Here is a 22,314-nt window from a genome sequence, read left to right on the forward strand (position 1 = left end):
TGGTAGGTCAGTGGGCCGTGGGGAGGGGCCAGCTAGGACCGTCTGTGTCCTCGTAGTACACGATCTGTCTGGTCGGTGTGATGGTCAGCAGGAAGGCGTCTCGGGCGGGTTCGTCCGTGAACTCTTTTGCCAGCTTCTCGATGGTGTCCCACAAGCGCTGTGGGCCGATCTGCCGCACAGATCCTGAGACGTGGACCACTGCGGTCGAGCCGTCAGGAGTCCACAACCCGACTGCTTCGAGCTCGCCTTGGTCGCTTCGCCAGCTGCATGACGTGTAGCTGGGGATTGCCACGGAGGCGGCGAACTTGAGCCGGCCGAGCACGTCCGCCGGCGGGACGCTTGTCGTGGTCGGGTCCTGCTGTGCTGTTGCGTCGAACTGCGGCGCTGTGCCGCTTGTGCGCCGGGCCATGAAGTAGGCGGGCGTGGGCAAGAAACGGCCGGTGGCGTGTCCGCGGCCCGTCATCGTGATGCGGAGGATGCCGTATCCGAGCGGGGCGACGATCACGGCGCCGGGCGCTGCCTGCTCCAGCAGCGGTCGGGGGATGGCGTGGAGGCCGACGGTTGCGATGATGCGGTCGTACGGCGCGTTGCCGGGGTAGCCTTGTGCGCCGTCTCCAACCACGATGGTCGGGTTGAAGCCTGCGTGTTGAAGCCGCCGGGTGGCTGTCTCGACCAGGCCCGGGTCGATGTCGACGCTGGTCACGTTCTTGTCGCCGAGGCGGTGGCAGAGGAGTGCGGTGTTGTAGCCGGTTCCGGTGCCGAGTTCGAGTACGCGGTGACCATCGCGGACGTCGAGAGCGTCGAGCATCGTCAGCATGGTCGACGGCTGACTCGAGGAACTGTTGGGGATGCCCTGGTCGTCGAGTTGGATGGTCAGTGCCGTGTCGCTGTAGACCGCGTCGAGGAAACCCGGGTCGCCGGCCGCGATCCCCTGCCACGTTCCGGTGTGATCCTGGGCGTAGAAGCAGGGCACGAACGGGTGGCGCGGCACAGAGGCGAACGCTGCAGCCCACGCGCTCGGGTGATCGGCTGTGAGTCCTGCGGTCATGCGCTGGCGGGCTGATGTAGTGGCGCCGTCATCGGGCAGGGTCATGTGCTGGTTCCCATCAGGTAGTCGGCGTGTGCCGCGGCGATCGGCAGGCCCGTTCGGTTCTCAACCCAACCCCATGTTCCGCACGGATTGTTCTCGAAGAACACCCACTGCCCTGCGGGAGTGACGGCGAAGTCGAACGCCCCGAAGACGATCCCGTACGAGGCGAGGAATCTGCGCACACCGGTAGCAACGTGGCCTGGTACGGCCACGGTGTCGTAGTTGATGTGGTCGTAGTCGGTGCGCCAGTCGGTTCCGGCGGCCTCACTCGTCGTCATGATCTTGCCGCCGAAGATCTGACCGCCCACCGCGATCAGCCGTACCTCGTACTTCTTGGGGATGTCCTCCTGGAAATAGTGGGCGGTGATGGCGATGCTGTCGTCGAAGTCGGCCGGGTCGACGCGGTGCGTGGCGACCATCAGCCGCCTCTCGCCACCGACGTCGAGGCGTCCGCCGAGGATCGGCTTGCAGATCAGCGGGCCATCGACCTCCTTGGCGAACGCTCGGGCCGCGGCTGGATTGTTCGTGATCACGCTGCGGGGCACCGTCATTCCGGAGCGCGTCGCAGCAACGAGCTGCTGTGGCTTGTGGGCCGCGATCCGGTCGTAGTGCGGGTTGTTGATCCATGGCACGTGGGGGAGAGCGGCGAGCAGGTTGAGGATCGCGGCGTCGGCCTGGTTCTGTGCCCATGTGGCGTACGGCTCGGGGACGGTGTCGGCGATGCGGGGACGTGCGGGCCGCCGCCAGTAGACGGCCCGCACCTCCTCAAGCCGCGCCGTCCGGCGCCCGTCGTCTATGAGCCCTGTCCAGCCCGAGTCCTGGGGCTGGTGCGAGCCCGTCAGGGTGACCTGCTGGGGGAACTCGGCGACGTCGAACCGCATCACGGGTACGTCGCGCTGGTTCAGCGCGTCGACGACCATGTCGGCCGCCGCGTCGAGCTGTTCAGCGACGACGAGCACAGGGCGGGCGGCATTGGTCATGACGCCGGCGCGAAGTACGGGTCGGCTACGTCGTCGCCTTGGCCGTCCTGGTTGGTGTCGGTGGTCGACGCGGCCTGGGCCTTGGTGTGCCAGGGGGCGCCGTCCGCCGCGACGTTGATCTGGCGGTGCTCGTCCCACTGGACGCCCGCGATCGACGTCTTCACCAGGTGCGGCAGGGCCGCCGCGCGAGCGGCGAACGGGATGGCTGCTGCGGACACTTCATGCTCCTTGGATCGGATTGTTCTGGACGACCTGCTCGAGCCCATGGACCGCAGTCCGAGCAGGGCTTGCTACCTGGCGCCGAGCTTCCGTATTTCGGCATCAGGAGTCTTGGGAGAGAAAGGTCAGGAATACTGCGCGCTCGTTCAGGAACTCGAGGACGTCCCGGTAGGCGTCGTTGTCCAACGTGATGGCGGGCCGGCCGATGGCGATGATTCCCTCGGCGGACCCCTGCGCGGCGTACTTGCATGCGGCGCCGAACCCGGACCGTCGCGCGATCGGCAGTGGCTGCCCAATGTCTCCGAAGGTGCTGCGGGTACGGAGCCAGCCGCGAGCGCCTACATACGTCTCGATGGGCTCGAGGTCCGCACACCGCTCGGCCCCCGGCATAGTCAGCGTGTAGGGAGCTACGCGGATCGTGCGTCCATAGTGCACCGCTCTATCGATGGCTTCCCTCTCGAAGTGCCTTCGGAGGGCTTCCAGACGCGCATCACCAGACCGAGAAGTGGTGATGCGCGCAGAAGTTCCGCAGTGGTAGGTCACGTCGCTTCCTCTCAGGTCAGGCCCGTACCAGCGAGGGGAGTCAGGCCAGATGCCCGCGCGGGGGAATGGAACCGTGCGCGGCGAAGGGTCCGAGGTGGCAGCACCTTCGCCGCGCACGGAGATCAGGAGATGGAGCTCACGAACCGCCCAGCAGTTCCTCATGGGGGATCGGGCCGGGCTGGAAGCGGTCGAGGAAGTCACGCAGCGGGTGGTGCGGCACCAGACGGTCTCCACGGCACGGACGCAGCCAGTACGGGCCCGGGGGCTCGGTCTGGGTGATGGCTGGAAGAGCGAGTTCATACGGGGCGCCCAGACACGTGCCGTACCGGTGCGGTTCCCAGATTGCGTGTGTACCCGGAGGGACCAGCCAGATCAGCCATCCCCGCTCGTGATCCTCAATCACCGGTCCGCACGAAGGGACACCTGCGCGCCGGCCAGGCACATGCTGCACCTCGTCCAGGAGGCTCATGACCGCGTAGCCTTCTGGACCGTTCGCGGTGACGACGATGTCGAAGAAGCGTCCCCCTAACGGCAGTGTCAGCGGTGCACCACGCTGGAGATCCATCAAACTCCGCACGCGCGCGGCGAGATCCTGCATGTCCGGTGCGACGTCCTCGGGCGCGATGACCTCGGGCCGACTCGTGAACTCGGCGCGAGCGGCCGGTGCTCTGCCGTTCCACGATGCCGGGCGGTGGGGGAGCGGGGTGCGCGTCATTGGGAACCGTCCCAGGTTGCGGGGATGAGGGCCTGAACGATCTTGCCGACCACTCGGCCGTTGCCGTCCTTCGTCACGTCCCAGGAGAGGCGGCCGCGGTAGTGGGCCACCCACCACAATCCGGTGGGTTTGCCCCGGACTTCGCCGCTCTGGTTTTGAGCCTCCTCGAACCCAGGGAAGTCCGGGAGAGCGTCCTCGACCTCAATGGCCAGATCGTTGGAGTCGGAGAGGCCGAAAACCCGCAAGAACACGAGGTTGCCGGGCTGAAGAGGCGTGCCGTGCCTGACGGCGTTCTCGACGAGATGGCTGGCAACACGTGTCGCCTGGTCGACGTTGCCGATCCAGCGCATGACGGTGAGCCATGTGCGCAAGTGGATCCGGCTCATCGGAGCCGAATTGGCGTCGGCTTTGAGCGGCCAAGTCTGGCGGAAGCGGGGCTGCCCCTCAATATGTGGCAGCAGGGTGGGGGAGTTGTTGATCCTGCGTGGTTCGGTGATGGGCGAGGCCTCCTCCGGGGGTGCCGTTCTGCCGGCAACTTCCATGCGCTGCTCTACAGGCTTCACTGTGGGCTCCAGCTCACGACTGCGTTCGGAAGGCTCTGCTCCACAGCGACTGGGTCGATTCGGTGACCGCTATCAAGTGAAGGAGCCGGAGCCTGCGCGCAACAGGAAAAGTTCTGGGTTGCACTCTGCTGCCACCCGGAAGACTTTGCGTTTGCGTTACCAAGCGGGTGGTCGCCGCAGGGGCGACGGGGCTACCTTCATTTCATGGGAGCGAACGTCACCCTCCAGAGTCGTATGGATCAACTCGGTCTTACACAGGACGAGTTGGCGTCTCAGTGCAATAAAGCCCTGCTGGAGATCACCGGCCGGCCCGGCGAGATGTCGGCCAGGACGGTCCGCAACCTCCTCAATGGGGCAAGCCGCAGGCCAATCGGTCGTACTTGCGCGGCCCTTGAGCGTGTGTTCGGCTGCTCTGTATCGGACTTAGGGTTCAGTGCACCCAGCTCAATGCAGCATCCTCCGGAGGATCCCGTGCGGCGTCGCGATTTCATCGCTAGCACCACCGGAACGGCCGCCGCCGCCGTTCCTCTCGTCAAGCAGCGCCGTACAGTTGGGATGTCCGACGTATCTCGCGTTGCCGCTGGCGTGAACGCGCTCGTGGAGGCTGACGACCGTCTGGGCGGCCATCGCTCATTGGCGCATGCGGCGCTTCAAGGCCGTGCGCAAGTGCTGGCACTTCAAGAACGCAACGCTAGCGAACGGGTCCGTCGGGCTCTCTACGCTCTCGCGGCCGAGTTCACCACCATTGCGGCTTGGTCATGCATCGACCTGCGCGAGTTGGACACGGCGCAGCGATATCTCCACGAGTCGGCAACGTTCGCCGGTCTTTCCCAAGACCCCCCTGCGGGGATGCGCGTGTGGGTCAACCTGGCGATGTTGGCCTATCAGCGGCAGAACTGGACGGAGCAACTTGCCGCGGCTCAGGCCGCTAACGTAACGACTGCTGCACGCAGAGACCCTTTCTTCACGTCGATGGGGCGCATGCGTCTCGCTCTTGCGCACTCGTCGCTGGGCGACTCGAGAGCAGCGTGCAGCTCACTGTGTGCTGCACAGGATGCTCTGGATAGGGCACCGGAAGACAACCGCCCCCGTTGGACTGCGTTCTACGGGCCTGCCGAGCTGAGCCACCTTGGGGCCATCATCCTCAATCACAACGGAGAGTTCTCCGGCGCTGAAGCCATGGCACACCGTGCTCTTGCAAGGATTCCTGCTGAGTTTCGGCGTAACCGTGCCCTGGCTACCTGCCAACTCGCGCTGGCGCAACTGCGCCAAGGAGAGCCCGAGCAGGCCACGGCAACAGCAGCCACCGTCTTCACCATCATGGAAGGCGCCTCGCTGCCTGGACGGATGAGATCACTCATCGGAGACTTTCACCGAGATCTGTTCCGGCTGGCGCCGTCCACGACGTACGCCCGTAACTGGGCAGACCGAATGCGCGAAGGATGGAGTCGAGCGTGACCAACGTGATAGACCTGCGGCACTACGGCCATGAAAGCCTTCCGAATGACTTCAGGCAGATGCTCATCGACGTACACGCAGATGCTTACGCCGATGCCATGGACCTGGAGTTCAACCGAAAATTCCCCTGGTTTGTCGATCATTGGTCGCAGATGGTCGGTTTCACCTGTGTCGTTGCTTTCGAGGATGGGGAGCCGACAGGGTTCGCCTACGGCGCCCCTCTCCAGCCGGGCCGCGAATGGTGGCGGTCTACCCCGTATGAACCGAGCAACGGCTACACCGCCACCTACGCGGTGTCCGAGGTCATGGTGCGCCCGAACTGGCGGAAGCAAGGCATCGCTGAGCAATTGCACGAGGCGCTGTTGGCTGAGCGCGACGAGGATCTTGCGGTGCTCCTAGTGGACACCACTCATCCGAAGGTCCAGGAGTTGTATGCGACATGGGGTTACAAGAAAGTGGGCGAGCAACAACCGTTCGCCGACTCTCCGCTGTATGCCGTCATGGTGAAGGCTCTTCGGTCTTGAAAGACGGCCTGGGACGCTACGTAACTGCCTGTGTGCTTGTGGTGGGAAAGTCCAGTAGCCGCGGAATGAGGTTCTGAGTCTCGAGCTCCAGAGAAGTATCGATGGACCGGTTGACTTGTTGGAGGCGCGAGATAGCTATGTGGAGGCCGGAGCGGTTTCCGCTGGCGTGCTCGATCCTGAACCAGTCGCGGTAGAGCAACTCGGCACTGTTGTCGACTTCGAGTCCGGCGGCCACGGCCTGGCGCGCCGCGACCAGGTCGTGCCTGTGCCCCGGCTCGGTCCGCCACTGAGCGACCGTGTGCGCGACGTCGATGATCCGGGTGACCATCTCCTGCGCCAAGGGCTCCGCCCAGGGAAGGAGATGCGTTCCGAACGGGCGGCCCCGGACCATGCTCAGCGCCTCTTCCAGAAGTGCGACATCGGCCGGTCCGTTGACCAGAGCGTCCTCGGCGAGCGCCTTGAACTCGGTCCAGTCGCAGCGGACCTCCGGGCTGAGGAGGTACGGGTCATCCAGCGAGGCCCGACGGGGCACGTAGGGGTTGCCCTCTGGGTCGTCACCGAGGGCGCGGCGAAGGTCTCCCAAGCGGGTGTTGAGGGTGCGGTGCGTCCACGGGTTGAGCGGGTCAATGTCCGTGCACAGCGTGTTGGCACTGCGGCCCGGCCTGAAGTGAAGCAGGGCGGCCAGTTGCGCTTCGCGGGGACCGTAGCTGCTGCCGGTGGCCCCGATGATTTGCACGGTGCCGAGCACGCTGAGGATCGGGCTCTGTGGTTCTGCCGCCGTCTGCGGCACGCGAGTAGCTCTTTGGGGGCGCGCAGGCGAAGAGGTATCGGCACCCGCGGCGGCAGCTGCAGCGGACGCTTCTGTCGGCTTGCCGTCGGCTCCCGATCCCATCGCCAGTCGTGCTGGGAACACACCCAGGTCTGCTGGTCCGAGGCTCGCGGGCTGCGGAGCGCCGGCTTCCTCTGCTGGCGGTGTCGGCCGCATCTGTGAAGCGGGAGCGGAGTCATGCGGTTCTTCTGGGACTGCCTGCCAGGCTCCTTCGGCCGGGTGTGGCGGCTGTCCGGAGATGTGCAGGTCGGTGGTGATCTGCTGGTAGGCCGCGTCGTCGATTCGCTGAATGATGAGCTCGACGTCGGTGCCGTCGAGGTGCTGCGGACCCGTCGCGGTGATGTCGAGGACCTGGGCGTCGGCGAAGTGCCGGGCGGTGTGTTCCGCGGGGGCGATCACCATGACGGTCAGGTCGCCTGCCTTGTCGAGCATCTCGGCAAGCTGCCATGCACTGTCCGGATCGAGGGATGAGGCGCAGACCAGGAGATAGGCATCTCCTGATTCGCCGGGAAGCTGTACGGAGGCGAGCATCCAGTCGGCCAGGTCCCGAAGGGCGTGCTCGGTCTTTTGCCGGTACCCGAAGCGCAGAGTGGGCAGAAGGCGGATGAGGTCTTCACCGAATCCCAGAGTGATGATCTCCAGCCGTTCCGACCAGTCGCTCATCGCCAGTTCCAGAATGATGGACCGGCACACCTGGCGCACGTCGTCCTCTGCTTCGTCGAGGAGGACGACGCGGTCGGTGGCCATGTTGAGGAGGACGAGGTCTCCGGTCCTCTCGTCGGCCCCGATGGTGACGAACGCCGGATAGGGCGCTGCCACGTCACGCGCCGGGTCTTCGTCCAGGAGCTCCGCGTCGTCGGGGAGGTGCCACCAGCCGTCCTGGCCGGCGGTGAAGGGGGCGAGTGGCGTGCTGTCCTCGTCTACCGGCAGGACGGACAGAGAAGACTTCTGGCTGAGCCGGGCGACGCGTAGGGCGGGCAGAGGCTGTCCGACCTCGTCGCAGGCGTGAGCGAGGGTGCGCAGCGCCAGGTTGAACCGCGGTGCGAGCAGTGGTTCGGCCAGTGCGCGAGTTGTGCCGCGGCGGGCGAGGGTGCATCGCCGATGGCGATCGTCTCGCCCACCTTGCGGCGTCGTCGCTGCAGCAGGCGCCGGGTGCCGAGTGCGCCGGTCACGGCGGCGGCCAGCAGGGCGAAGGCCCCGAGCGCGGTGCGCAGTTCGGTGGTGCGACTCGGGGAACTCGTGGGCTCGGCTGAGGCCGGGACTGTGCTGTCGGTCGTGCTCTTGGAGGTGGTGGCTGATGCGCCGCTCCTCGAAGAGCCGTCTGGCCTCTGCCGACAGGGCTGTTGTCATGGCCAGCATGTTCAGCAGGACCTCGCCGGAGCTGGACAGTCGAACCTTGACCACGTTGCCGACCTGGCTGTGGACGGTGCGCTCCAGCAGTCCCAGCGTTGCCCATTCCCGGCCGTGAGCGAAGCCGCTGCAGATCTGCCACAAGGCCTGCGCGGAGGGCTCTTTGCCCTTGTTCAGGAGTTCATCGACGTACTTGACCTGCTGCTGGGTGCTCCAGCGCCCGCAGACCCCGTTCGGGTCGATGCCGTGCTCTGTGGCGAGGTCCCGGATCTCCTGAATGCGCGTCGCGGCCGATCGGCCCGAGGGTTGCACGTCGGCAAGGTCCGCGAACTGCTGGCCCTTGCTGACGTTCTCGTACGCTCGTTTGAGGCACCGGTGTATCCGTTCCTGTCGACTGTTGGGTCCCAGGAGCCAGATCGCTTCGCCAGCCGCCTCCACGGCGGCGCGCAGCAGGCTGTACGGCGCATACGCATGCATCATCTTCGCTTCGAAGAGCAAGGCCTGCACCGCGTGGAGGTGATCCACGGCGTGGGAGAAGCACTGGTAGGCGGCGCTCGACACCATGAGCGTAGGGACCTTGGCGTCGTCCCCGAAGAGACTGCTGCCCGGCTCGACCGGGGGAACGCGCTCGCCTGACTCCTTCTGCCACGCATTGATCAACGTCAAAGCGTGCTGCGCACTCGGCGGAACGGGGATCTGTTCGTTCGACATGGCACATCAGCCCGCGCGCAGGAGTCCACGGCACTGGATTTCTCCGACCTGCGCAACAAGGCCCTGCCCGGCGCAGGATCCGGGCCCAACGGCTGCTCTCGGCAACGTGGGTTGGGGGGCGGGCGCCGGGTTCTGGTGGACGGCCCGTCGAGTGCGCATCAGCGTCTGCGCTGGTTCCGAGGCGGGCTTAAGGCGCGTCGTCAGCGTCGGGCACCGTCCAGCCACCTTGCGAACCTCGTTCGGCGTTCGCCGGCGTCCGGGACGCGCGGCGGGAAGGGCGGGAGCGGCGGCGCGACAACCGCAGGGTGCGCTGGGGCCGCAGGGGGCGGCTCGGCGGGCGGTACCGGAGGCTGCGGAGCGTCACCATGAGGCTGGGGCTGCGCATCCGGTTCCGGCTCGGCTACTGAGCCGTCCTGAGGAGGCGGCGTGGCTTTCACTTCCGAAATTGGGGCGGATGCCGGAGGTGCCGTCGCTGGCGGCGGAAAGGTACGGCGCTCGGGCTCGGGCTTGCGTGCAGTCCGGGGTTCGGGAAGGGGGATAGTGGTGCCGTCGGTGTCCCAACGGGTCGCCTGCCAGGGCTGCTTCACCCAGAGCTGGAGTTCGATCCAGCCTTGCCTGCGGGCCTTGGCCGGGTCGGTGGGGAAGAGCTGCCAGTAGCCGTAGCCGAGGACCTGCCCGGAGCGGGTGTTCGCCCCGATCCAGTCGGCCTGCGCGCTGCGCACCGCGACGCGCAGCCGGACCGGTTTGCCCTCGATGTGGACGGGGTTGGTGGCCTGGTACATGACGACGTAGGAGTCGTTGTTGCGGCCGGCGGCATCAGCGGAGTGGACGGGTCCCCACACGGCGTGCGGGATCGGCGCGGCGGTGCGGTCGAGGAGGGCCTGGGCGAGCTGGTCGGCGTCCGCGCGGCCGCGGCAGAACTCGGACCAGGGGATGTCGCGTCGGCCGTTGGGGGCGACGGCGGCGAACTCGGCCGCGACGTCCGGGTCCTGGTCGAAGTCGTCGAGGATCCGCACGATCCGCCGGGCCGAGGCGATCGCAGCGCCGGCCTGCTTGCTCGTGACGCGAGGACCCGACCCGCCACCACGTCCAGGGAGAGCGGGGCAGCCGGGGACCGGCTTCTGTCCGCCGGTGCCGCCGTGGTGCAGCGGAGGGCAGATCAGCCGCCACTGACCGGCCTTGCGCACTACCGTGCCGGGTGCCTGGTCGACGAGCTGCTTGCCGCGCTGGTCGAGGTCGTACCGGCAGGCCGCAGAGTGGGGGTCGATCCGGAAGTAGTGGGAGGTGCGGCTGTCGGGGTCCTCCGCGTTGCCGTGCCGGGCACTGACCCGGGTCCCGCACCCGCCGCACTTCAACGGCGCCACGTACCGCGGCGCGGGCTGACGGTCGATCTCGGAACGGTCGTAGCGGTCCCCGCGGCTGTCGGTGACCCACGGGATCCGCACGCCGCGCTTCTTCAGCGGCTTCGGCACACACCCTCCCCCTATCGCCCGAAGACGGACGCACAGCCCGATCGTGCCCTTCTGCCAGCGGTACTTGCTCGAATTCCGACGAATTAGGACCACACGGCGCGCCAGCTACGGCCGATGCACCTGACCGTCAAAAGTCCTGGGGGCCTGGGGAAGGGCGACGACCCGCTCACCCCGGTCGGGAGGCCCATACGGTGCACCGGGCGGATCGCGCGCGCCGGCACCGACGGCGACCGACAGCCCGCGCACCGATCTTCCCGCTGAACCGAAAGGGTGAAGATCGGCTCCAGACCAGCCTGTCGAGTCCCAACGACGCCTCTGCGTGACATCATCCTGTCCGGCCCTTAGGGGGCCTTGTCCTGGTGCTCTCCCGACTGACTTACGGGCACCCACTGAGGGGACAGAAGTGGGCTGCGCCCCACACCGGTACGACATGAGGCGGCCGCACACGACCACCCTGCCGTGCGACGACGTCGGGACGTAGTACGGCCATGGGGAGTCACCATGGCAAAGACCTCTCTGACCCGGGACGCCGAACTGCTCGCGCTCTACACCGGGATGTCCCACCAGCAGGCGCTTCAGATCGCCGGAGCCACCCGGCGCCGCGACGCGCTGATGCCCCTGCCCACGCCCGCCCAGGAGCTCCTGGAGCGCTGGGTGCTGCGGAAGATCGCCTGGCCGTCCCACGATCCCGTCTACCCGTGGGGCATCGTCTGGGCCCGGCCCGAGCTGGAGCGACTGACGCTGTGTATCGACGGCGAGGCCTCAGCTGCGGAGTTCGCCCGCGTGCTGCCGCCGCGCCTCGACAAGGGCGGACAACTGCTCGGCATTCCCGGGGCGCGGATCTCACCGCCCGGCAAGCACGGCATCACCGTCAGGCTCCTGGGCACGCGGGCCTCCGTCCAGATCACCGGCGTCGACGCCCACGTGTGGAGGGACGTGCTTGCCGCCGAAAAGCAGGCACGCGCAGACGAGGGCGTGGTCAGCTGCCAGCAGCGCTCACCGTGGCGCTGGACCGAGGAGGAGCGCGCGTACGGCCGGCACAAGGGTGCTCTGTCGGTCCAGCGCTCACGTCGGGCCTCCGACACGGCGTGGCTGGCCAGCGGGGTGCTGCGCCGTGTCGGCCTGTGGCGCACGCTCGGCGTCCCGCTCTCCACAACGTCCTGGACCAACCCGATGAAGCCCGGTGAGCAGTGGATCATCGATCACATTCACCACGCGCCTCCCCAGTCCGACCGGCACGACGCCTTCATCCGGCTGCTCACCGCGCCCGGTTGGGGCTTGCCCGTGAAGGCGACTGACACGTGGTGCTCGTGCACGTATGGCGACGCCGGCTGCCAGGTCACCTTCACCAGCCCTGCGGGTCTGCCCGGGGAGCTGCAGATGCGCTTTTCGCGGAGTACCGACCCGTGCACCTGGCAGGACCTGGATCCCGATGAGCACCAAGCACGCGAGGGCATCACCGTGCGCGTGAAGCCCTGGATGCTGAAGACGGTCAGCGCCACGGCCCGGCGCCACTCGATCCGGTGAGCTGGTCGGTGGGACTTCCGCGGGCGTAGTCCTACGGAGGCTGTGCGGTTGTCAGCTCGCAGGCTGGAGCCGTTCTCCGGGCTTGACCGGCACGATCTCGATGTCGCGGCACTTCTGCGCGGTCAGTCGCGCCTCCCGGTCCTCGGCGCTGGCCTTGTCGTAGGAGACGCCAGCTGCGCGCGGCACGCCGTCGGGGTCGGTCCAGCGGATTCCGTAGCTCGTCATCGTGGTCGCCATGGGGTGAGTATCGCCGTCGGGTCTGACATTCGTCGGACGCGGGGGATGGTGACGCTTGCGCTGTTCGCCGGGCACCGGAGGGTCACGCTGTCTGTCGCTGCTACTCCAGAACAAGCCGGTGGGTGACTACTTTCGGGGGAGCTCTGGGAAGCGGTCGTAGGCGTGATCACCAGGGAAGGCGATTGACTCGACGTGGTGGGGTGGAATCGGGTTGCGGTAGAAGACGTCGGCGTTGGCCGGTGCATATCCGAGGGCCTTCCCGACGAAGGTATGGATCACCGATTTGAAGACGGAGTGCGTGCCGGGACTGGCCAAGTCGACGTAGGCGGCAACGAGGGCGGGGCGTCCCAGGGCGCGTAGCCGCTGAGTGATGCCTTCATCGTCGTCGCAGTGGTGCCAGTAGATTGCTTCGCTACCCCAGAAGGTCAGCAGCCGCCAGACTCCGGACACGTCGTGGGAAAGGGCCTCGGCGGAGAGGGTCAGGCAGACCTGACCCTCTCGGCGCCCCAGCTTTCGTTTCTCCGGGACGACCATGCTGTGGGCGCGCAGGGTTTCTCGGTCGGCCGCGGTCAGGTAGCCGCGCTCGTGGGCTTGGTCGAGGCGGTCCTCGACGAGCGTCGCGTCCAGGAGGCGCAGGCCGTGGTCACGAATCGCGGTGGCCTCGTGGTCGAGCAGCCTCGTTGCGTGGTGGGCCCGCAGAAGGTGCTCGCGGAGCAGGTCGTGGACCTCCGACTCTCTGTCATGCAGGTCCAGGTCGACGTACAAGTCGGGCTCGGCCAGTTCGGCTGCGTCGGCGATCTTGTGGATGAGATCCGCCAGTGCCGGTGGCCAGGTGCGGGGATCATCGACATCCACAACGGGCCGGTCGCTGGCGGCGTGATCCAGTGTCATAACGAGTCAGTATTCCCTGCCGGAGCCGGATCGGAGATCGCAACGTCTGCCCTGGCCTGCCTGTCCCCTCCGCGGCCTACCGTGCTCGGCTGCCAGGACACGGCCCGGCGCCGGCTGACGCAGTTGGTGCATTCGCGCCGTTGCCGAGTCGGCAATCGGGACGTTGGCGCCGGAAGCTGAGGCTACCCGCGGGACCGATGAGGCTCATGCGCTCGCGACCTCGTCGTGGTCGGCGAGCCAGTGGTGGCTGACTTCCCGAATCATGGGTGCGAGAGGGCTGCCCGGGCGGGTGTACACGTAGCGGCGGGAGGCTTTGATCTGGAGCACGTTCATGCGGTCGACGTCGGCCTTGGATGCGGTTGCGTAGCGGTCGGCGGGTCCCAGGGCGAGCATGTAGCGGGGGCCGATGGGGAGCACGGTGGAGTGGGCGTCGCCCAGGGCCATGCTGTACAGGAGCAGGTCGTCGCGGTGGCGCACCGTCAGGGCGGGGTTGTCGCCGATCAGGAACTCCCCGTCTTCGGGTTCCAGGATTTCGAGCGGGGTTCGAGAGATGAACTGGCGGGCTTTGCCGAAGCTGTCCTCGATGCGTACGCGCAGCAGCGACCCGTTGTGGTAGGTCGTCATCATCACGTCCAGGACCTCGTCCGCGCGAGCGGCAAGTCCCTGCGGGCCGGCCGTGTGCAGGCCGGTGCGTTCTAGAACGGCGGCCTGCAGCCGGGGTGCCCCGTCCGTGAGGAGCCAGCGGCGCTGCTCGTGGTAGGTCTCGACGAAGAGGCGGTGGAAGAGCTCGCGGTAGTGCTGCGAGCGGACGTAGTGCAGTGCGATCAGGTCGCGCAGCACTGTGCCGATGTGCGGGTCGTTGAACGCGTCGCCCGCCTTCACCGCGTCCAAGGCGTTGGGCAGTTCGCGCTCGACTGCGCCCCACAGGTCTTCCAGGGACGCGGAGGCGAAGGGCACGAAGTTCTCGATCTGGGCGACCCCGCGAGGCGCCCGGGTCTTGAGCCGGCGCTCAGGATGCCGCAGATCGTAGGGCTGGACGTGCCGACCGGATACGCGCTTGCCGGGCATCGCGAACTCGCGCAGCAGAACCTGCGAAATCACATGCTGGTGACGCACGTTGGCATTCGCCTGAGGTGTGAGTTCGGCGATCCTGGCCAGGTCCCCGCTTCCTGCGACGGTGCTTCTGACGTTCACGTGCTCCATGGTCCCCAACAGCCGAGGTCCGCGCATCAGGTTTCCAGCAGGTCCATGACGATCGCATCAACTCTCCCGGGTGGAAACCGTGCGCTGCAGGGCTGCGAGGATCAGGTCCCGGACGGGCGGCGCCATCACCCCCTCCATCTCCAGGACGGGCCATTGGCAGCCAGGCACCTGCTCGTCAAGTTTTTCGTACATCTGCCGCTGGAACAGCAGCACCAGTGTCGAGACGGCGGCACCGGAAGGTGACCAGCGTCGTTCGCGCAGCGTTTCGAGCACGGAGATCCCGGACGGCATACCCCTACCGAACAGCCAGAGAGTGGCAGCGTCACCGAGCTGTCCGTCGTCCAGTTCGGCTTCGACTCGCTTGCACAGATCGAGGGCCCACTCGCGGACCTGCTGGGCAGTGCGCCAGCAGACTCGGAGGTCTTCCAACGGTGCGGTGTCGGCCAGGTCGCGCAGGCTGTCGCGGGCGTCTCCGTCGGGCAGGAGAGTGAACGTGCCGTCGTCCGCCATCACTTGGTCTGCGGCTTCCGGCACGTCTTGCTGGGTGGTTTCGACCAGCGAGGCGAACGGATGAGCCGTAGCGCTCGGGTTCATGCCGCGCAGCAGGCTCCCGATCTCGTCCACGGACATGGTGCCACCGAGGACGGCGGTCACAGCGGTCAGGGACGCGTCGTGTGTTGTCATCGGGCGGGGCTCGGTATTCTTGTCCAGCTCCGCCAGTTCCTTCGGGGCCTCGCCCAGGAGGCGGGCGATCCGCTCGTCGATCCGCCGCGCGCGGGCCGGAACGAGAGTGAAGGCCTGTCCGTTCTCCGCGAGGCGGCCCACGAGGCGGTCCACGCGCTCCTCCAGCGCCTCGTCGTCACCGTCGATGCCGTCGTCCTCGCCGGGCAGGGCGACAGCGTCCACGGCGCCGCGGAAGGCCGCACGGACTGTCGCCTCGGGCACCGGGTGACCGTCGGCGAACAGCAGGAGTGCGAGATCGGTCGGCCGTTTACCCCGGCTGGCACAGCGGGCGAGCGCGAGGATCAGGTCGAAGCTCTCGGGCGGCGGGGATGACGTACTGCCCCTCCCGCGGCCGAGACCGCCGCCCGGCACGTTGCCCGGGAGCAGGCCGGCGCGCCGCCAGATTTCGAGCTGCTTCGCCGTGACGGCGAGGTCGTGGAGCGCCGCGTGGTCGATGAGCTGCCGGTCAGCAGCGCTGGGACTGTCGTTGGAAGTCATGACCAGGAACCTAGCGGCGCCCTGGTGCGGGCACGTCAGGCTTTTAGAGACCCCCCATCTTCGTCCGGTCTCTGTGCTGGCCGTCCTCTGAAATGGCAGTCGAGTGGCAGACGGATGGCGTACCGACGCCGTCGCGCTTCCACCACGGAAGCAGCCCCGACACCTGCTGCCCTGCAGCGCGCCCACCCTGGGGTGTGCGCTGGCGGCACTGAATCGCAAAGGACCCATTTCCGATGACCACGGACACGGACGGAACCGCTCGCCAGGATCGCGAGCATCACGAACTGCGCTTGGTGCTCCTCCTGCTCACCCTCGTGGTGGGCCTGCTCATCACCGCGGCTGCCATCTACGTGGCCCGTATGCATCCGGCTCTCGCACAGCCGCTAGGGGTGGGCGCCGCCGTCGTGAGCGCGCTCGCCGGCATCGTTGGTGTCATCGGCCGCGCGCTGCGGAGGTGATCAAGTCCTGCGTTGGAGCGGCGGCTCGGTTGTGGGCGCCCAGAGGGCGGGTGGCCGGTAGCCGAGGCCGGCATCTGGCCGGAGACGTGGATCTGTCTCATCATCGTGTGATGGCTGATGAGACGGGCTTGGCCCGGTTGCGGAGCTTGATCGATGATTTCCTGACTTCCGCGTACCAGCAGCACCGCCATCAGGACCTGCACGGGCTGTGCGAACAATTGCACCTCCCCGAGCCTCCGCCGCAGGAGGGGCACAGCAAGCATCAGCGCCTGACAGCCAGCCTGCAGGCGTGCAACGACAACCGGCTCGAGGCGGTCGCCGAGGCGATTCTCGGCAGTCAGCCGCTTGCCGCGTGGGAACGCAACCGTCTGCAGGACGTTCTGTGGCTGCGGCGCCCGCATGTACGGATCCCCGGCCGCGTTCGGCGGGAGTTGGCCAAGGAACTCGACCTGTCCGATCACCTCGAATACGCCGACCGCTTCATGGCCCTGCTGAGCCGGGTCTGGGATCTGGGTGACGATCTGCGGGGCTCATGGGACCTTTCCGCATCCACCCTGCGGGAGGAGATCGAACGCCACGTGATTCGTTTCCGTAACGACTGGAGCGCCGAGTACCTCTTCGAGCAACTGCACGCGTTCGAAGCCCCTGATCCTCGCTTCGGGCGTTTCCTCGAAGGTCTGGCTTCCGCCGCCGCCCTGCCAGATGAGCGCGCCCAGCGTCATTTCGTGAACTTGGCTAACAAGCATCTCCAGCCCATGGGGGCACAGTTGCGGCTCGAAGGCGAGGAGGACGGATACCCCGTGTTCCAGCTCGTCCAGACCGGTCAGGGAACGAGCCGGCGGCCACGGAACCTCATCTTCGCCACGTTGGGCAAACCGGACATCCGCTTCACCAGCGCCCTCGACAACGACATCGAGATCGCCGAGCGCTCCGATCAGGTCCTGGTCTACGACCGACCGGTCGGCAAGAACGGACTGCTCTGGGCCGAGTTGCTCACCTGGTGGCAGGAGACCCGGAACTTCCCCGACCCGAAGGAGGCAGGCCGGTCCCTCTACGACCGCATGTACGCCTCGCTGCCACCGAAGTCCGATGGCCAGCAGAACCTGTTCTGGCTCTACCACAACATCCACCGAGAGGACTTGGGCGCGGTCCCGGCTCTCCTTCCTGAGATATGGGTGCACTGGGATCCCAAGACGGTGCGGGAACGCGGTGCTCTGGCTCTGCAGAATCTGCGCATGGACTTTCTCATGCTGCTGCCGGGCAGCCGACGCGTGGTCCTGGAGGTCGACGGCGTGCAGCACTACACACGCGAGCAGGGCAGCATCCCGGACAGCGGGCGGTACGCGGCCACCATGGCCGGCGACCGTGATCTGAAGTTTCGCGGCTATGAGGTCTTTCGCTTCGGTCACGATGAACTCCGCGACCGTGACAAGGCCAAGCCCGTCCTCGCAGCGTTCTTCGAGACCCTCCTCGGCAGAGCTCCTCGTGCTCCCGAGCAGGCCAATTGACCGGTGAGGGCACTGAACCCGCGGCTCTGAATTCTCATGGTGAACAGACCTGGGATGCGTCTACCGTGATGGGGCTGACGAACGTCAGCAGCGCGTAGCAGCACTTGTGGAGTACCGATGGCACTGCCTGCACGACTCACCGCCGCACTGGGAAGCCACCCCGACGAGCTGTCCGAGGACGATCTGCAGCGCGCGGTCGACAACCGGATACCCGAGGGTCTCGACCTCGACTGGAAGAAGGACTTCTACAAGGGGACCGACGCGGGCAAGAAAGAGCTCGCCAAGGATGTGAGCGCCATGGCGAACACTTCCGGCGGCATGATCGTCATCGGCGTCGACGACGGCAAGCAAGACCACGCACACGGCCTCGCGCCCAGTGAGCCGGACCCGAACCGTGGGGAGGAGTGGATCCGCTCCGTGCTCGCGAACTGGATCCAGCCCGTCGTCCCCAACGTAGGGGTGCGCCCCCTGCGGTCCGCGCTCCACGAGGGCAGCGCCTACTGGCTGCTCACCGTGCCGTCGAGCACGCAGGCGCCGCACGCGGTCTCAGCGCCGGGCAACGACTACAACTTCCGCGTCCACGTCCGGCACGGCACCACGACCCGCACCCTCGCCGAGTCCGAGATCGCCCAGCGCTACCGCGACCGCTTCCAGGCCGCGTCCGCAGACGCCGACCACCTCCGTGAGATCGCCGACGCTGGCCTGCGCCACCTCGGCAGCCAACTGTCAGTCGAAGTCCCCATCGGGGGCAGCCTCATGGACCACGAGCCGGGATGGATGAGCCTGACGGCCGTGCCGACAGTCCGCGGCAACTATCCGCTCACCAGGCAGACCGAGCGCGCAGCCGCCTTCGACCGCTTCCAGGGGATCGCCGTCCAGGGAGTGACCCGAGCCTTGATGCCACGGCACCCCATCCTCGCGGGACGCCGACAGCTGCGCTTCGAAGGATCCCCGACCGGCCACCTGCACCAGGACGGCAGCTTCTGGTCCGCCCTGCCGCTCAACATCGGGGGCGACCGACGTAGCCCGGAGGGTCCGAAACTGCTGTACCAGCACGGACTGGAACTCGGGCTGGTCGCCCAGGTTCAGGCGGCTGCAGCCTGGGCCGCTGAGACCGGTGCAGCAGGAGACATCATGTTCGAAGCCGCGCTCCACCATTACGGAGGCAGCGACGTGCCCCTGCGCTTGGCCACGTCGGCGGACGCATTCCAGCGTGGCCCTGTGAGCCCAGTGCCGGCTACGCCGGCTCAGACCACAGCAGATCTCGCGGCACTCACGCTGAGTAAGCAGGAGGCCGTCGTCGTGGCTCACATCTTGGTGTCCGACTTGCTGGCCGACATGGGAGCTCACGAACCAGAACTGCTGACCGCCGACGGCAGCATCGCAGCTGACAAGCTCAACTCCGAATGGCGGGCCGAGCTCACTGGCTGGCACTGAGAGCCTTCAGTCCAGCCAACTGGACCACGATCGGCGGGCTGCGAACGGGAATGTCCTCAGCCTGCGTTCTCGTTCGGTTCGCTGATCTGGCCGGTGTCAGCGTTTGCGGGTTTTCAGAGCCTGCAGGGCTGCGTTCAGCAGGTCGGGCACCGCCTCTGGCGGGACGACGCGCATCGCCACGTAGGTGAGGACCAGCGTGACGATCGCGGTGAGCGCGATCCGGACGATGCCGGTGACGTCGGTGTCCTTGGCCTTGTCCAGGGCCCGCCATACAACGCCGGCGACGATCAGCAGGGCCAGCGGGAGCAGCACGATCATGGTGGCTTCCTTCAACGAGAAGTGGTTACCTCTCGGTCCTGGGAGCCACCTTGACCGGCAATGTTCCTAACGTTCCTGTCTGGGCGGCCCTTCGTGACGCTCAGAGACGCGCCTGCGTTGCTCGGCAGCCAAGCGCTTGGCCTTCCGCCGCACTCGTTCGCCGAAGGCCATCGGGTAGGCAGCGCCGGCCACGAGGCTGGCCTCCGTCCAGGTCACCCCTTCGCCAGCGGCGAGAGCAAGAACAACCCGGCGTTCCTCGGGTGTCAGAGCGCGAAGCACTCTGTTGAGTCGCTCGTCCTCGAACACACCGCTTTCCACGCGGCTGAGTAGGTCGAGGTCGCTCGCTACGAGGTCGTGGAGAGACAGGCCTCCGAGGTCGGCATCAAGGGAAAGCATGCGTCCATGCTTCCGGGGCCCGTTTCGCCACAGCGGCACCAGTTGCCGGTGCAGGGTGCGCGTCTCGGCCCGGAGAATGTTGAGGGACAGGATTGCCGTACCGGAACGCTCGCCCTCACGCCACCAAGGGCCAAGCAAAGCGGTGGAAGCCGCCTCCCTCCACCGGCTGCTGGTGGTGCGGAGGCCCAAAACCTCAGTACAGAGGGCGTCCATGTTCCGCGCGATGACGAAGTCAGTTACATCCCCCAGCACTTCGTGGACTGGGCTGATGAGCAGCTGACGGTAACGACTAGCTTCCGCAAGCTCCCCGCGGCCGGATCGATACCACCGCCGGCCTTCGTGCTCCGCCAGACGGACCGAAGTTTCGACCGAGCGGGATCGATTGTCCACCCTTGAGTCCCCCGGGTGAGGCAGGGCTGTCCACTCAAGGGAGGCTCGCCTCAACGCCACCCCGAGTTCCGCTGGTGGAGGGGACGAGAGGCGTCGGCGTCCGGCAGTTTCGCGGACCGGGCTGGAGGAAGGGGGCACTGGCGTGAGCTCCTGCTGATGCGGTGTTTGCGATGTCACTCTTCGGTCGCGGCAAGAAGACAGAGCAGCAAGAAAAAAGTGTGATACCCGTCACACTTGGGTTGGGGCTGCGAAATCAGGCACGTGGGAAATCGGGTGACGCATCCGACGGGACGGGATCCTCCTGCGCTCCGGGCACATTGGTGCCTGCCTGGATGAAGCCATCGACCACGCGGCCGAGGGCTGCTGCGCGCTCCGGCTCACTCAGACGGTCTGCCAAGTGCTCAGCGGCGAGTAGGTAACCGCCGGCGAGGGGTTCACGGAAGTAGAACCGTGCCTGTTCGACCGAGACTCGGTAGGTCGCCAGTAGCGTGGCGGAGATGTAGCCGCTCAACGCCGTGACGAACGCGGTCAGAGATGCAAGCGTGACCGCGGTGGCGGTCTTGGAAGCCCAAATCACGCTAAGGGCGCCTGCGGTAATCAACACTGCCGATGCCCCCATCACCCGCTGCGCCAGTTGAAAGGCGGACCTCGCCTGGCCTGTCGAGAGGCGGTGGTACTCCATCAGAAGTTGTCGATTGGCGAGCAGGGACGACTGGCTGTCAGCGGCGCTGTCAAGTTCCGCCAGCCGTTCCGCAAACTCGCGCCGTTGAAGGTCATGAAATTCAGTTATCCTGTTGGCTCGTCGGACACCGAAAACAGCCATAGCCAATAGGCCGAGACTTAAGAGACCGACGCCCCAAGCCATCGACGCGATGTGGAATGGCTTGATTCTCGACGAAGTGAAACCGGATATCAGCCAGGTAGCAACGATATAGGTGCCGGGAATTATGCAGAGAATAAAAGGGCCAAAATAAAACAGGTCCTTTACCGCGGCAGCCCGGACCTTTGCATGGGCCTGTTGAGCCTTGTAGAGGGCAAGTGCCTCTGCCCTCAGCACTGAGGGGTTGGCATCGGCGGTCTCTTCTGCCCTTCCCATGGCGGGCTGTGTTTCTGGGTCTGGTTCTTCCATGGGCGAGGTGGTCATGGCTCCCTGCTCTGACGACCGTGGATCGCGTCTCTTCCCGGAGCTGCCGCAGGTTCCGGGTGGCTGAGTGTCCGGATACCTGGGCATACTGGTGGTGGACGCTTACGCGTACAGGTGCAGAAGGCCCCGGCAATCGCGCCGGGGCCTCGCTGCGTTCTGGGGGTCAGGCGACGGCGTGGAGGCCGCCCTTGCCGGGTTTGGGCGGGCGCTTGGCGTAGCCGGGGACCTTGATGGGCCGGGGGGCCGCCCACGGCGAGCTGCTGGGTCATGGACTTCTCGAGCTCGGTCTGGGACTCGTAGCCGGCCACCGCGGGGTTTAGGGCGTAGCGGTGGCCGCGGCCGCCTCCTGAGCGGATGACGATGCCTCGTTCGACGAGGAGGGCCATCGCGCGGCTCATGGAGGCCTGTCCGACGCCGAGGATTTCGTCGATCTCGCTCTGCTTCATGCTGACGTTCCCGCTGGCGTCCTGGTGGCCGACCATGACGGAGAGGACGTCGATCGCTGTGGGGGTGAGCTGCAGCTGGTGGAGCATGCCGAACAGCCCGGTGGTTTGGAACAGCATGTCGAGTATCCCTTCGGTCAGCCGACCTCAGACCTGGGGAACAGGCTGAGCTCAGGTGCGAGTTCGTCGGGGAAGTTGGAGTCCAGTGCGAGTGCCCGCAGCTCGGCCAGGAAGTCGTGCTGCTCCTGGCCGTTCCCGTTATACGCGACGCGGGGGTTGAGCTGATAGGAGGACCGCTTGACCTTGCGGACGAGGTTCTTCTCGCACAGGGCGTCGAGGGCGTGGCCGATGCTTGTCCGTTTGACGCCCAGTTCCTCGGCGATCTCGGCGTGGGTCGCCTCGATCTTGCCCTTCTTCTGGCGCCCGATCATGTTGGAGAGCACGGCGGCCTGGAGCTTGCTGATGATGTTGTGCATCAGGCAGTAGGGCCGGAACCGCTGAGGGCGGCCAAGGGCCTCGACCAGGTGCGCGACTCGCTATGTCGCTTACTGGGGTTCGGCCGCAGTCGTCGGCCGCCCGCGGCGGCGGGCCCAGCGGTGGCAGAACGCGACCTGCCCCCGTTACCTTTTGCGTGGCTCCGCAATGGGGCCTCCGGCCTTCGGGTCCGGCGTGACTTCCCCCTCCTGT

The 22,314-nt window shown here is 66.7% G+C and carries 23 protein-coding genes; 6 read left to right on the top strand and 17 right to left on the bottom strand.

The features are described 5' to 3' along the window. Positions 1–7 precede the first annotated feature (7 nt). The 6 genes from AB0C62_RS10125 to AB0C62_RS10150 form a co-directional block, all read right to left on the bottom strand. Positions 8–1,093 carry a methyltransferase domain-containing protein gene (locus AB0C62_RS10125; protein ID WP_362971426.1) on the bottom strand — a complete coding sequence of 362 codons (1,086 nt, stop codon included), beginning with the start codon at positions 1,091–1,093 and terminating at the stop codon, positions 8–10. Further along, on the bottom strand, positions 1,090–2,070 hold the full coding sequence (tgmB, locus tag AB0C62_RS10130; protein WP_362971428.1) for an ATP-grasp ribosomal peptide maturase: 981 nt from the start codon (positions 2,068–2,070) through the stop codon (positions 1,090–1,092). The genes AB0C62_RS10125 and tgmB overlap by 4 nt, the downstream gene beginning before the upstream one ends. Further along, a complete protein-coding gene (locus AB0C62_RS10135; protein ID WP_362971430.1) occupies positions 2,067–2,288 on the bottom strand; it encodes a hypothetical protein in 222 nt (73 codons plus the stop codon). Before AB0C62_RS10135 ends, tgmB begins: the two co-directional genes overlap by 4 nt. 103 nt (positions 2,289–2,391) lie before the next feature. Next, positions 2,392–2,832: a hypothetical protein gene (locus tag AB0C62_RS10140; protein WP_362971432.1), complete on the bottom strand. Its 441-nt coding sequence runs from the start codon at positions 2,830–2,832 to the stop codon at positions 2,392–2,394. 136 nt (positions 2,833–2,968) lie between these two features. Then, a complete protein-coding gene (locus tag AB0C62_RS10145) occupies positions 2,969–3,430 on the bottom strand; it encodes a hypothetical protein (RefSeq protein ID WP_362971434.1) in 462 nt (153 codons plus the stop codon). Between the two features lie 113 nt (positions 3,431–3,543). Then, positions 3,544–4,110 (bottom strand): hypothetical protein, encoded by a 567-nt coding sequence (locus AB0C62_RS10150; RefSeq protein WP_362971436.1) that lies wholly within the window; start codon positions 4,108–4,110, stop codon positions 3,544–3,546. Between the two features lie 204 nt (positions 4,111–4,314). Between AB0C62_RS10150 and AB0C62_RS10155 the strand changes: the two genes are divergently transcribed. Both AB0C62_RS10155 and AB0C62_RS10160 read left to right on the top strand, forming a co-directional pair. Then, the gene (locus AB0C62_RS10155) at positions 4,315–5,568 is read left to right on the top strand and encodes a helix-turn-helix transcriptional regulator (RefSeq protein WP_362971438.1); all 1,254 of its coding nucleotides are present in this window, start codon (positions 4,315–4,317) and stop codon (positions 5,566–5,568) included. Then, entirely contained in the window at positions 5,565–6,092 is a 528-nt protein-coding gene (locus AB0C62_RS10160; RefSeq protein WP_362971440.1) for a GNAT family N-acetyltransferase, read from the top strand. The genes AB0C62_RS10155 and AB0C62_RS10160 overlap by 4 nt, the downstream gene beginning before the upstream one ends. Positions 6,093–6,108: 16 nt before the next feature. On the opposite strand, the gene AB0C62_RS10165 is transcribed toward AB0C62_RS10160, so the two are convergent. Further along, positions 6,109–8,982 (bottom strand): hypothetical protein, encoded by a 2,874-nt coding sequence (locus AB0C62_RS10165; protein WP_362971442.1) that lies wholly within the window; start codon positions 8,980–8,982, stop codon positions 6,109–6,111. A gap of 200 nt (positions 8,983–9,182) precedes the next feature. After that, positions 9,183–10,454, bottom strand: a complete 1,272-nt coding sequence (locus AB0C62_RS10170; protein ID WP_362971444.1) for a hypothetical protein — start codon at positions 10,452–10,454, stop codon at positions 9,183–9,185. 501 nt (positions 10,455–10,955) lie between these two features. Here AB0C62_RS10170 and AB0C62_RS10175 point away from each other — a divergent pair. After that, on the top strand, positions 10,956–11,981 hold the full coding sequence (locus tag AB0C62_RS10175) for a hypothetical protein (RefSeq protein WP_362971446.1): 1,026 nt from the start codon (positions 10,956–10,958) through the stop codon (positions 11,979–11,981). 51 nt (positions 11,982–12,032) lie between these two features. Here the strand turns inward: AB0C62_RS10175 and AB0C62_RS10180 are convergent, their stop codons facing one another. From AB0C62_RS10180 to AB0C62_RS10195, 4 genes are all read right to left on the bottom strand, one after another. Next, positions 12,033–12,218 (bottom strand): hypothetical protein, encoded by a 186-nt coding sequence (locus AB0C62_RS10180; protein WP_362971448.1) that lies wholly within the window; start codon positions 12,216–12,218, stop codon positions 12,033–12,035. Between the two features lie 126 nt (positions 12,219–12,344). After that, entirely contained in the window at positions 12,345–13,109 is a 765-nt protein-coding gene (locus AB0C62_RS10185) for a hypothetical protein (RefSeq protein WP_362971450.1), read from the bottom strand. Between the two features lie 204 nt (positions 13,110–13,313). Beyond that, positions 13,314–14,303, bottom strand: coding sequence for a DUF4238 domain-containing protein (locus tag AB0C62_RS10190; protein WP_362971452.1), 990 nt, complete (start codon positions 14,301–14,303; stop codon positions 13,314–13,316). 66 nt (positions 14,304–14,369) lie between these two features. After that, the gene (locus AB0C62_RS10195; RefSeq protein ID WP_362971454.1) at positions 14,370–15,533 is read right to left on the bottom strand and encodes a hypothetical protein; all 1,164 of its coding nucleotides are present in this window, start codon (positions 15,531–15,533) and stop codon (positions 14,370–14,372) included. Between the two features lie 233 nt (positions 15,534–15,766). On the opposite strand from AB0C62_RS10195, the gene AB0C62_RS10200 reads away from it, so the two are divergent. The 3 genes from AB0C62_RS10200 (at position 15,767) to AB0C62_RS10210 (ending at position 18,936) form a co-directional block, all read left to right on the top strand. Beyond that, the gene (locus AB0C62_RS10200; RefSeq protein ID WP_362971455.1) at positions 15,767–15,991 is read left to right on the top strand and encodes a hypothetical protein; all 225 of its coding nucleotides are present in this window, start codon (positions 15,767–15,769) and stop codon (positions 15,989–15,991) included. Positions 15,992–16,101: 110 nt separating this feature from the next. Continuing rightward, the gene (locus AB0C62_RS10205; RefSeq protein ID WP_362971457.1) at positions 16,102–17,499 is read left to right on the top strand and encodes a hypothetical protein; all 1,398 of its coding nucleotides are present in this window, start codon (positions 16,102–16,104) and stop codon (positions 17,497–17,499) included. 117 nt (positions 17,500–17,616) lie between these two features. Continuing rightward, entirely contained in the window at positions 17,617–18,936 is a 1,320-nt protein-coding gene (locus AB0C62_RS10210) for an ATP-binding protein (RefSeq protein ID WP_362971459.1), read from the top strand. A 96-nt stretch (positions 18,937–19,032) separates the two neighbouring features. Here the strand turns inward: AB0C62_RS10210 and AB0C62_RS10215 are convergent, their stop codons facing one another. From AB0C62_RS10215 to AB0C62_RS10235, 5 genes are all read right to left on the bottom strand, one after another. Further along, a complete protein-coding gene (locus AB0C62_RS10215) occupies positions 19,033–19,254 on the bottom strand; it encodes a hypothetical protein (RefSeq protein WP_362971461.1) in 222 nt (73 codons plus the stop codon). Positions 19,255–19,320: 66 nt separating this feature from the next. After that, complete coding sequence (locus tag AB0C62_RS10220; protein ID WP_362971463.1) at positions 19,321–19,650, bottom strand: hypothetical protein; 330 nt, start codon at positions 19,648–19,650, stop codon at positions 19,321–19,323. Between the two features lie 643 nt (positions 19,651–20,293). Further along, positions 20,294–21,184 (bottom strand): hypothetical protein, encoded by an 891-nt coding sequence (locus AB0C62_RS10225; RefSeq protein WP_362971465.1) that lies wholly within the window; start codon positions 21,182–21,184, stop codon positions 20,294–20,296. Further along, positions 21,181–21,747, bottom strand: coding sequence for a helix-turn-helix domain-containing protein (locus tag AB0C62_RS10230; RefSeq protein ID WP_362971467.1), 567 nt, complete (start codon positions 21,745–21,747; stop codon positions 21,181–21,183). Before AB0C62_RS10230 ends, AB0C62_RS10225 begins: the two co-directional genes overlap by 4 nt. Before the next feature lie 17 nt (positions 21,748–21,764). After that, positions 21,765–22,103, bottom strand: coding sequence for a replication/maintenance protein RepL (locus AB0C62_RS10235; RefSeq protein WP_362971469.1), 339 nt, complete (start codon positions 22,101–22,103; stop codon positions 21,765–21,767). Between the last annotated feature and the right edge of the window lie 211 nt (positions 22,104–22,314).

Origin of the sequence: Streptomyces sp. NPDC048643, from assembly GCF_040650615.1 — a bacterium.
Taxonomy (GTDB): domain Bacteria; phylum Actinomycetota; class Actinomycetes; order Streptomycetales; family Streptomycetaceae; genus Streptomyces.

Excerpts from the sequence above, each read along its gene's own strand:
- AB0C62_RS10220 (WP_362971463.1), bottom strand. The coding sequence starts at position 19,650 with ATGCTTTCCCTTGATGCCGACCTCGGAGGCCTGTCTCTCCACGACCTC.
- AB0C62_RS10125 (WP_362971426.1), bottom strand. The coding sequence starts at position 1,093 with ATGACCCTGCCCGATGACGGCGCCACTACATCAGCCCGCCAGCGCATG.
- AB0C62_RS10185 (WP_362971450.1), bottom strand. The coding sequence starts at position 13,109 with ATGACACTGGATCACGCCGCCAGCGACCGGCCCGTTGTGGATGTCGAT.
- AB0C62_RS10210 (WP_362971459.1), top strand. The coding sequence starts at position 17,617 with ATGGCACTGCCTGCACGACTCACCGCCGCACTGGGAAGCCACCCCGAC.
- tgmB (WP_362971428.1), bottom strand. The coding sequence starts at position 2,070 with ATGACCAATGCCGCCCGCCCTGTGCTCGTCGTCGCTGAACAGCTCGAC.
- AB0C62_RS10200 (WP_362971455.1), top strand. The coding sequence starts at position 15,767 with ATGACCACGGACACGGACGGAACCGCTCGCCAGGATCGCGAGCATCAC.
- AB0C62_RS10205 (WP_362971457.1), top strand. The coding sequence starts at position 16,102 with ATGGCTGATGAGACGGGCTTGGCCCGGTTGCGGAGCTTGATCGATGAT.
- AB0C62_RS10195 (WP_362971454.1), bottom strand. The coding sequence starts at position 15,533 with ATGACTTCCAACGACAGTCCCAGCGCTGCTGACCGGCAGCTCATCGAC.
- AB0C62_RS10225 (WP_362971465.1), bottom strand. The coding sequence starts at position 21,184 with ATGACCACCTCGCCCATGGAAGAACCAGACCCAGAAACACAGCCCGCC.
- AB0C62_RS10230 (WP_362971467.1), bottom strand. The coding sequence starts at position 21,747 with ATGCTGTTCCAAACCACCGGGCTGTTCGGCATGCTCCACCAGCTGCAG.
- AB0C62_RS10145 (WP_362971434.1), bottom strand. The coding sequence starts at position 3,430 with ATGCAGGATCTCGCCGCGCGCGTGCGGAGTTTGATGGATCTCCAGCGT.
- AB0C62_RS10215 (WP_362971461.1), bottom strand. The coding sequence starts at position 19,254 with ATGATCGTGCTGCTCCCGCTGGCCCTGCTGATCGTCGCCGGCGTTGTA.
- AB0C62_RS10175 (WP_362971446.1), top strand. The coding sequence starts at position 10,956 with ATGGCAAAGACCTCTCTGACCCGGGACGCCGAACTGCTCGCGCTCTAC.
- AB0C62_RS10180 (WP_362971448.1), bottom strand. The coding sequence starts at position 12,218 with ATGGCGACCACGATGACGAGCTACGGAATCCGCTGGACCGACCCCGAC.
- AB0C62_RS10165 (WP_362971442.1), bottom strand. The coding sequence starts at position 8,982 with ATGTCGAACGAACAGATCCCCGTTCCGCCGAGTGCGCAGCACGCTTTG.
- AB0C62_RS10155 (WP_362971438.1), top strand. The coding sequence starts at position 4,315 with ATGGGAGCGAACGTCACCCTCCAGAGTCGTATGGATCAACTCGGTCTT.
- AB0C62_RS10235 (WP_362971469.1), bottom strand. The coding sequence starts at position 22,103 with ATGCACAACATCATCAGCAAGCTCCAGGCCGCCGTGCTCTCCAACATG.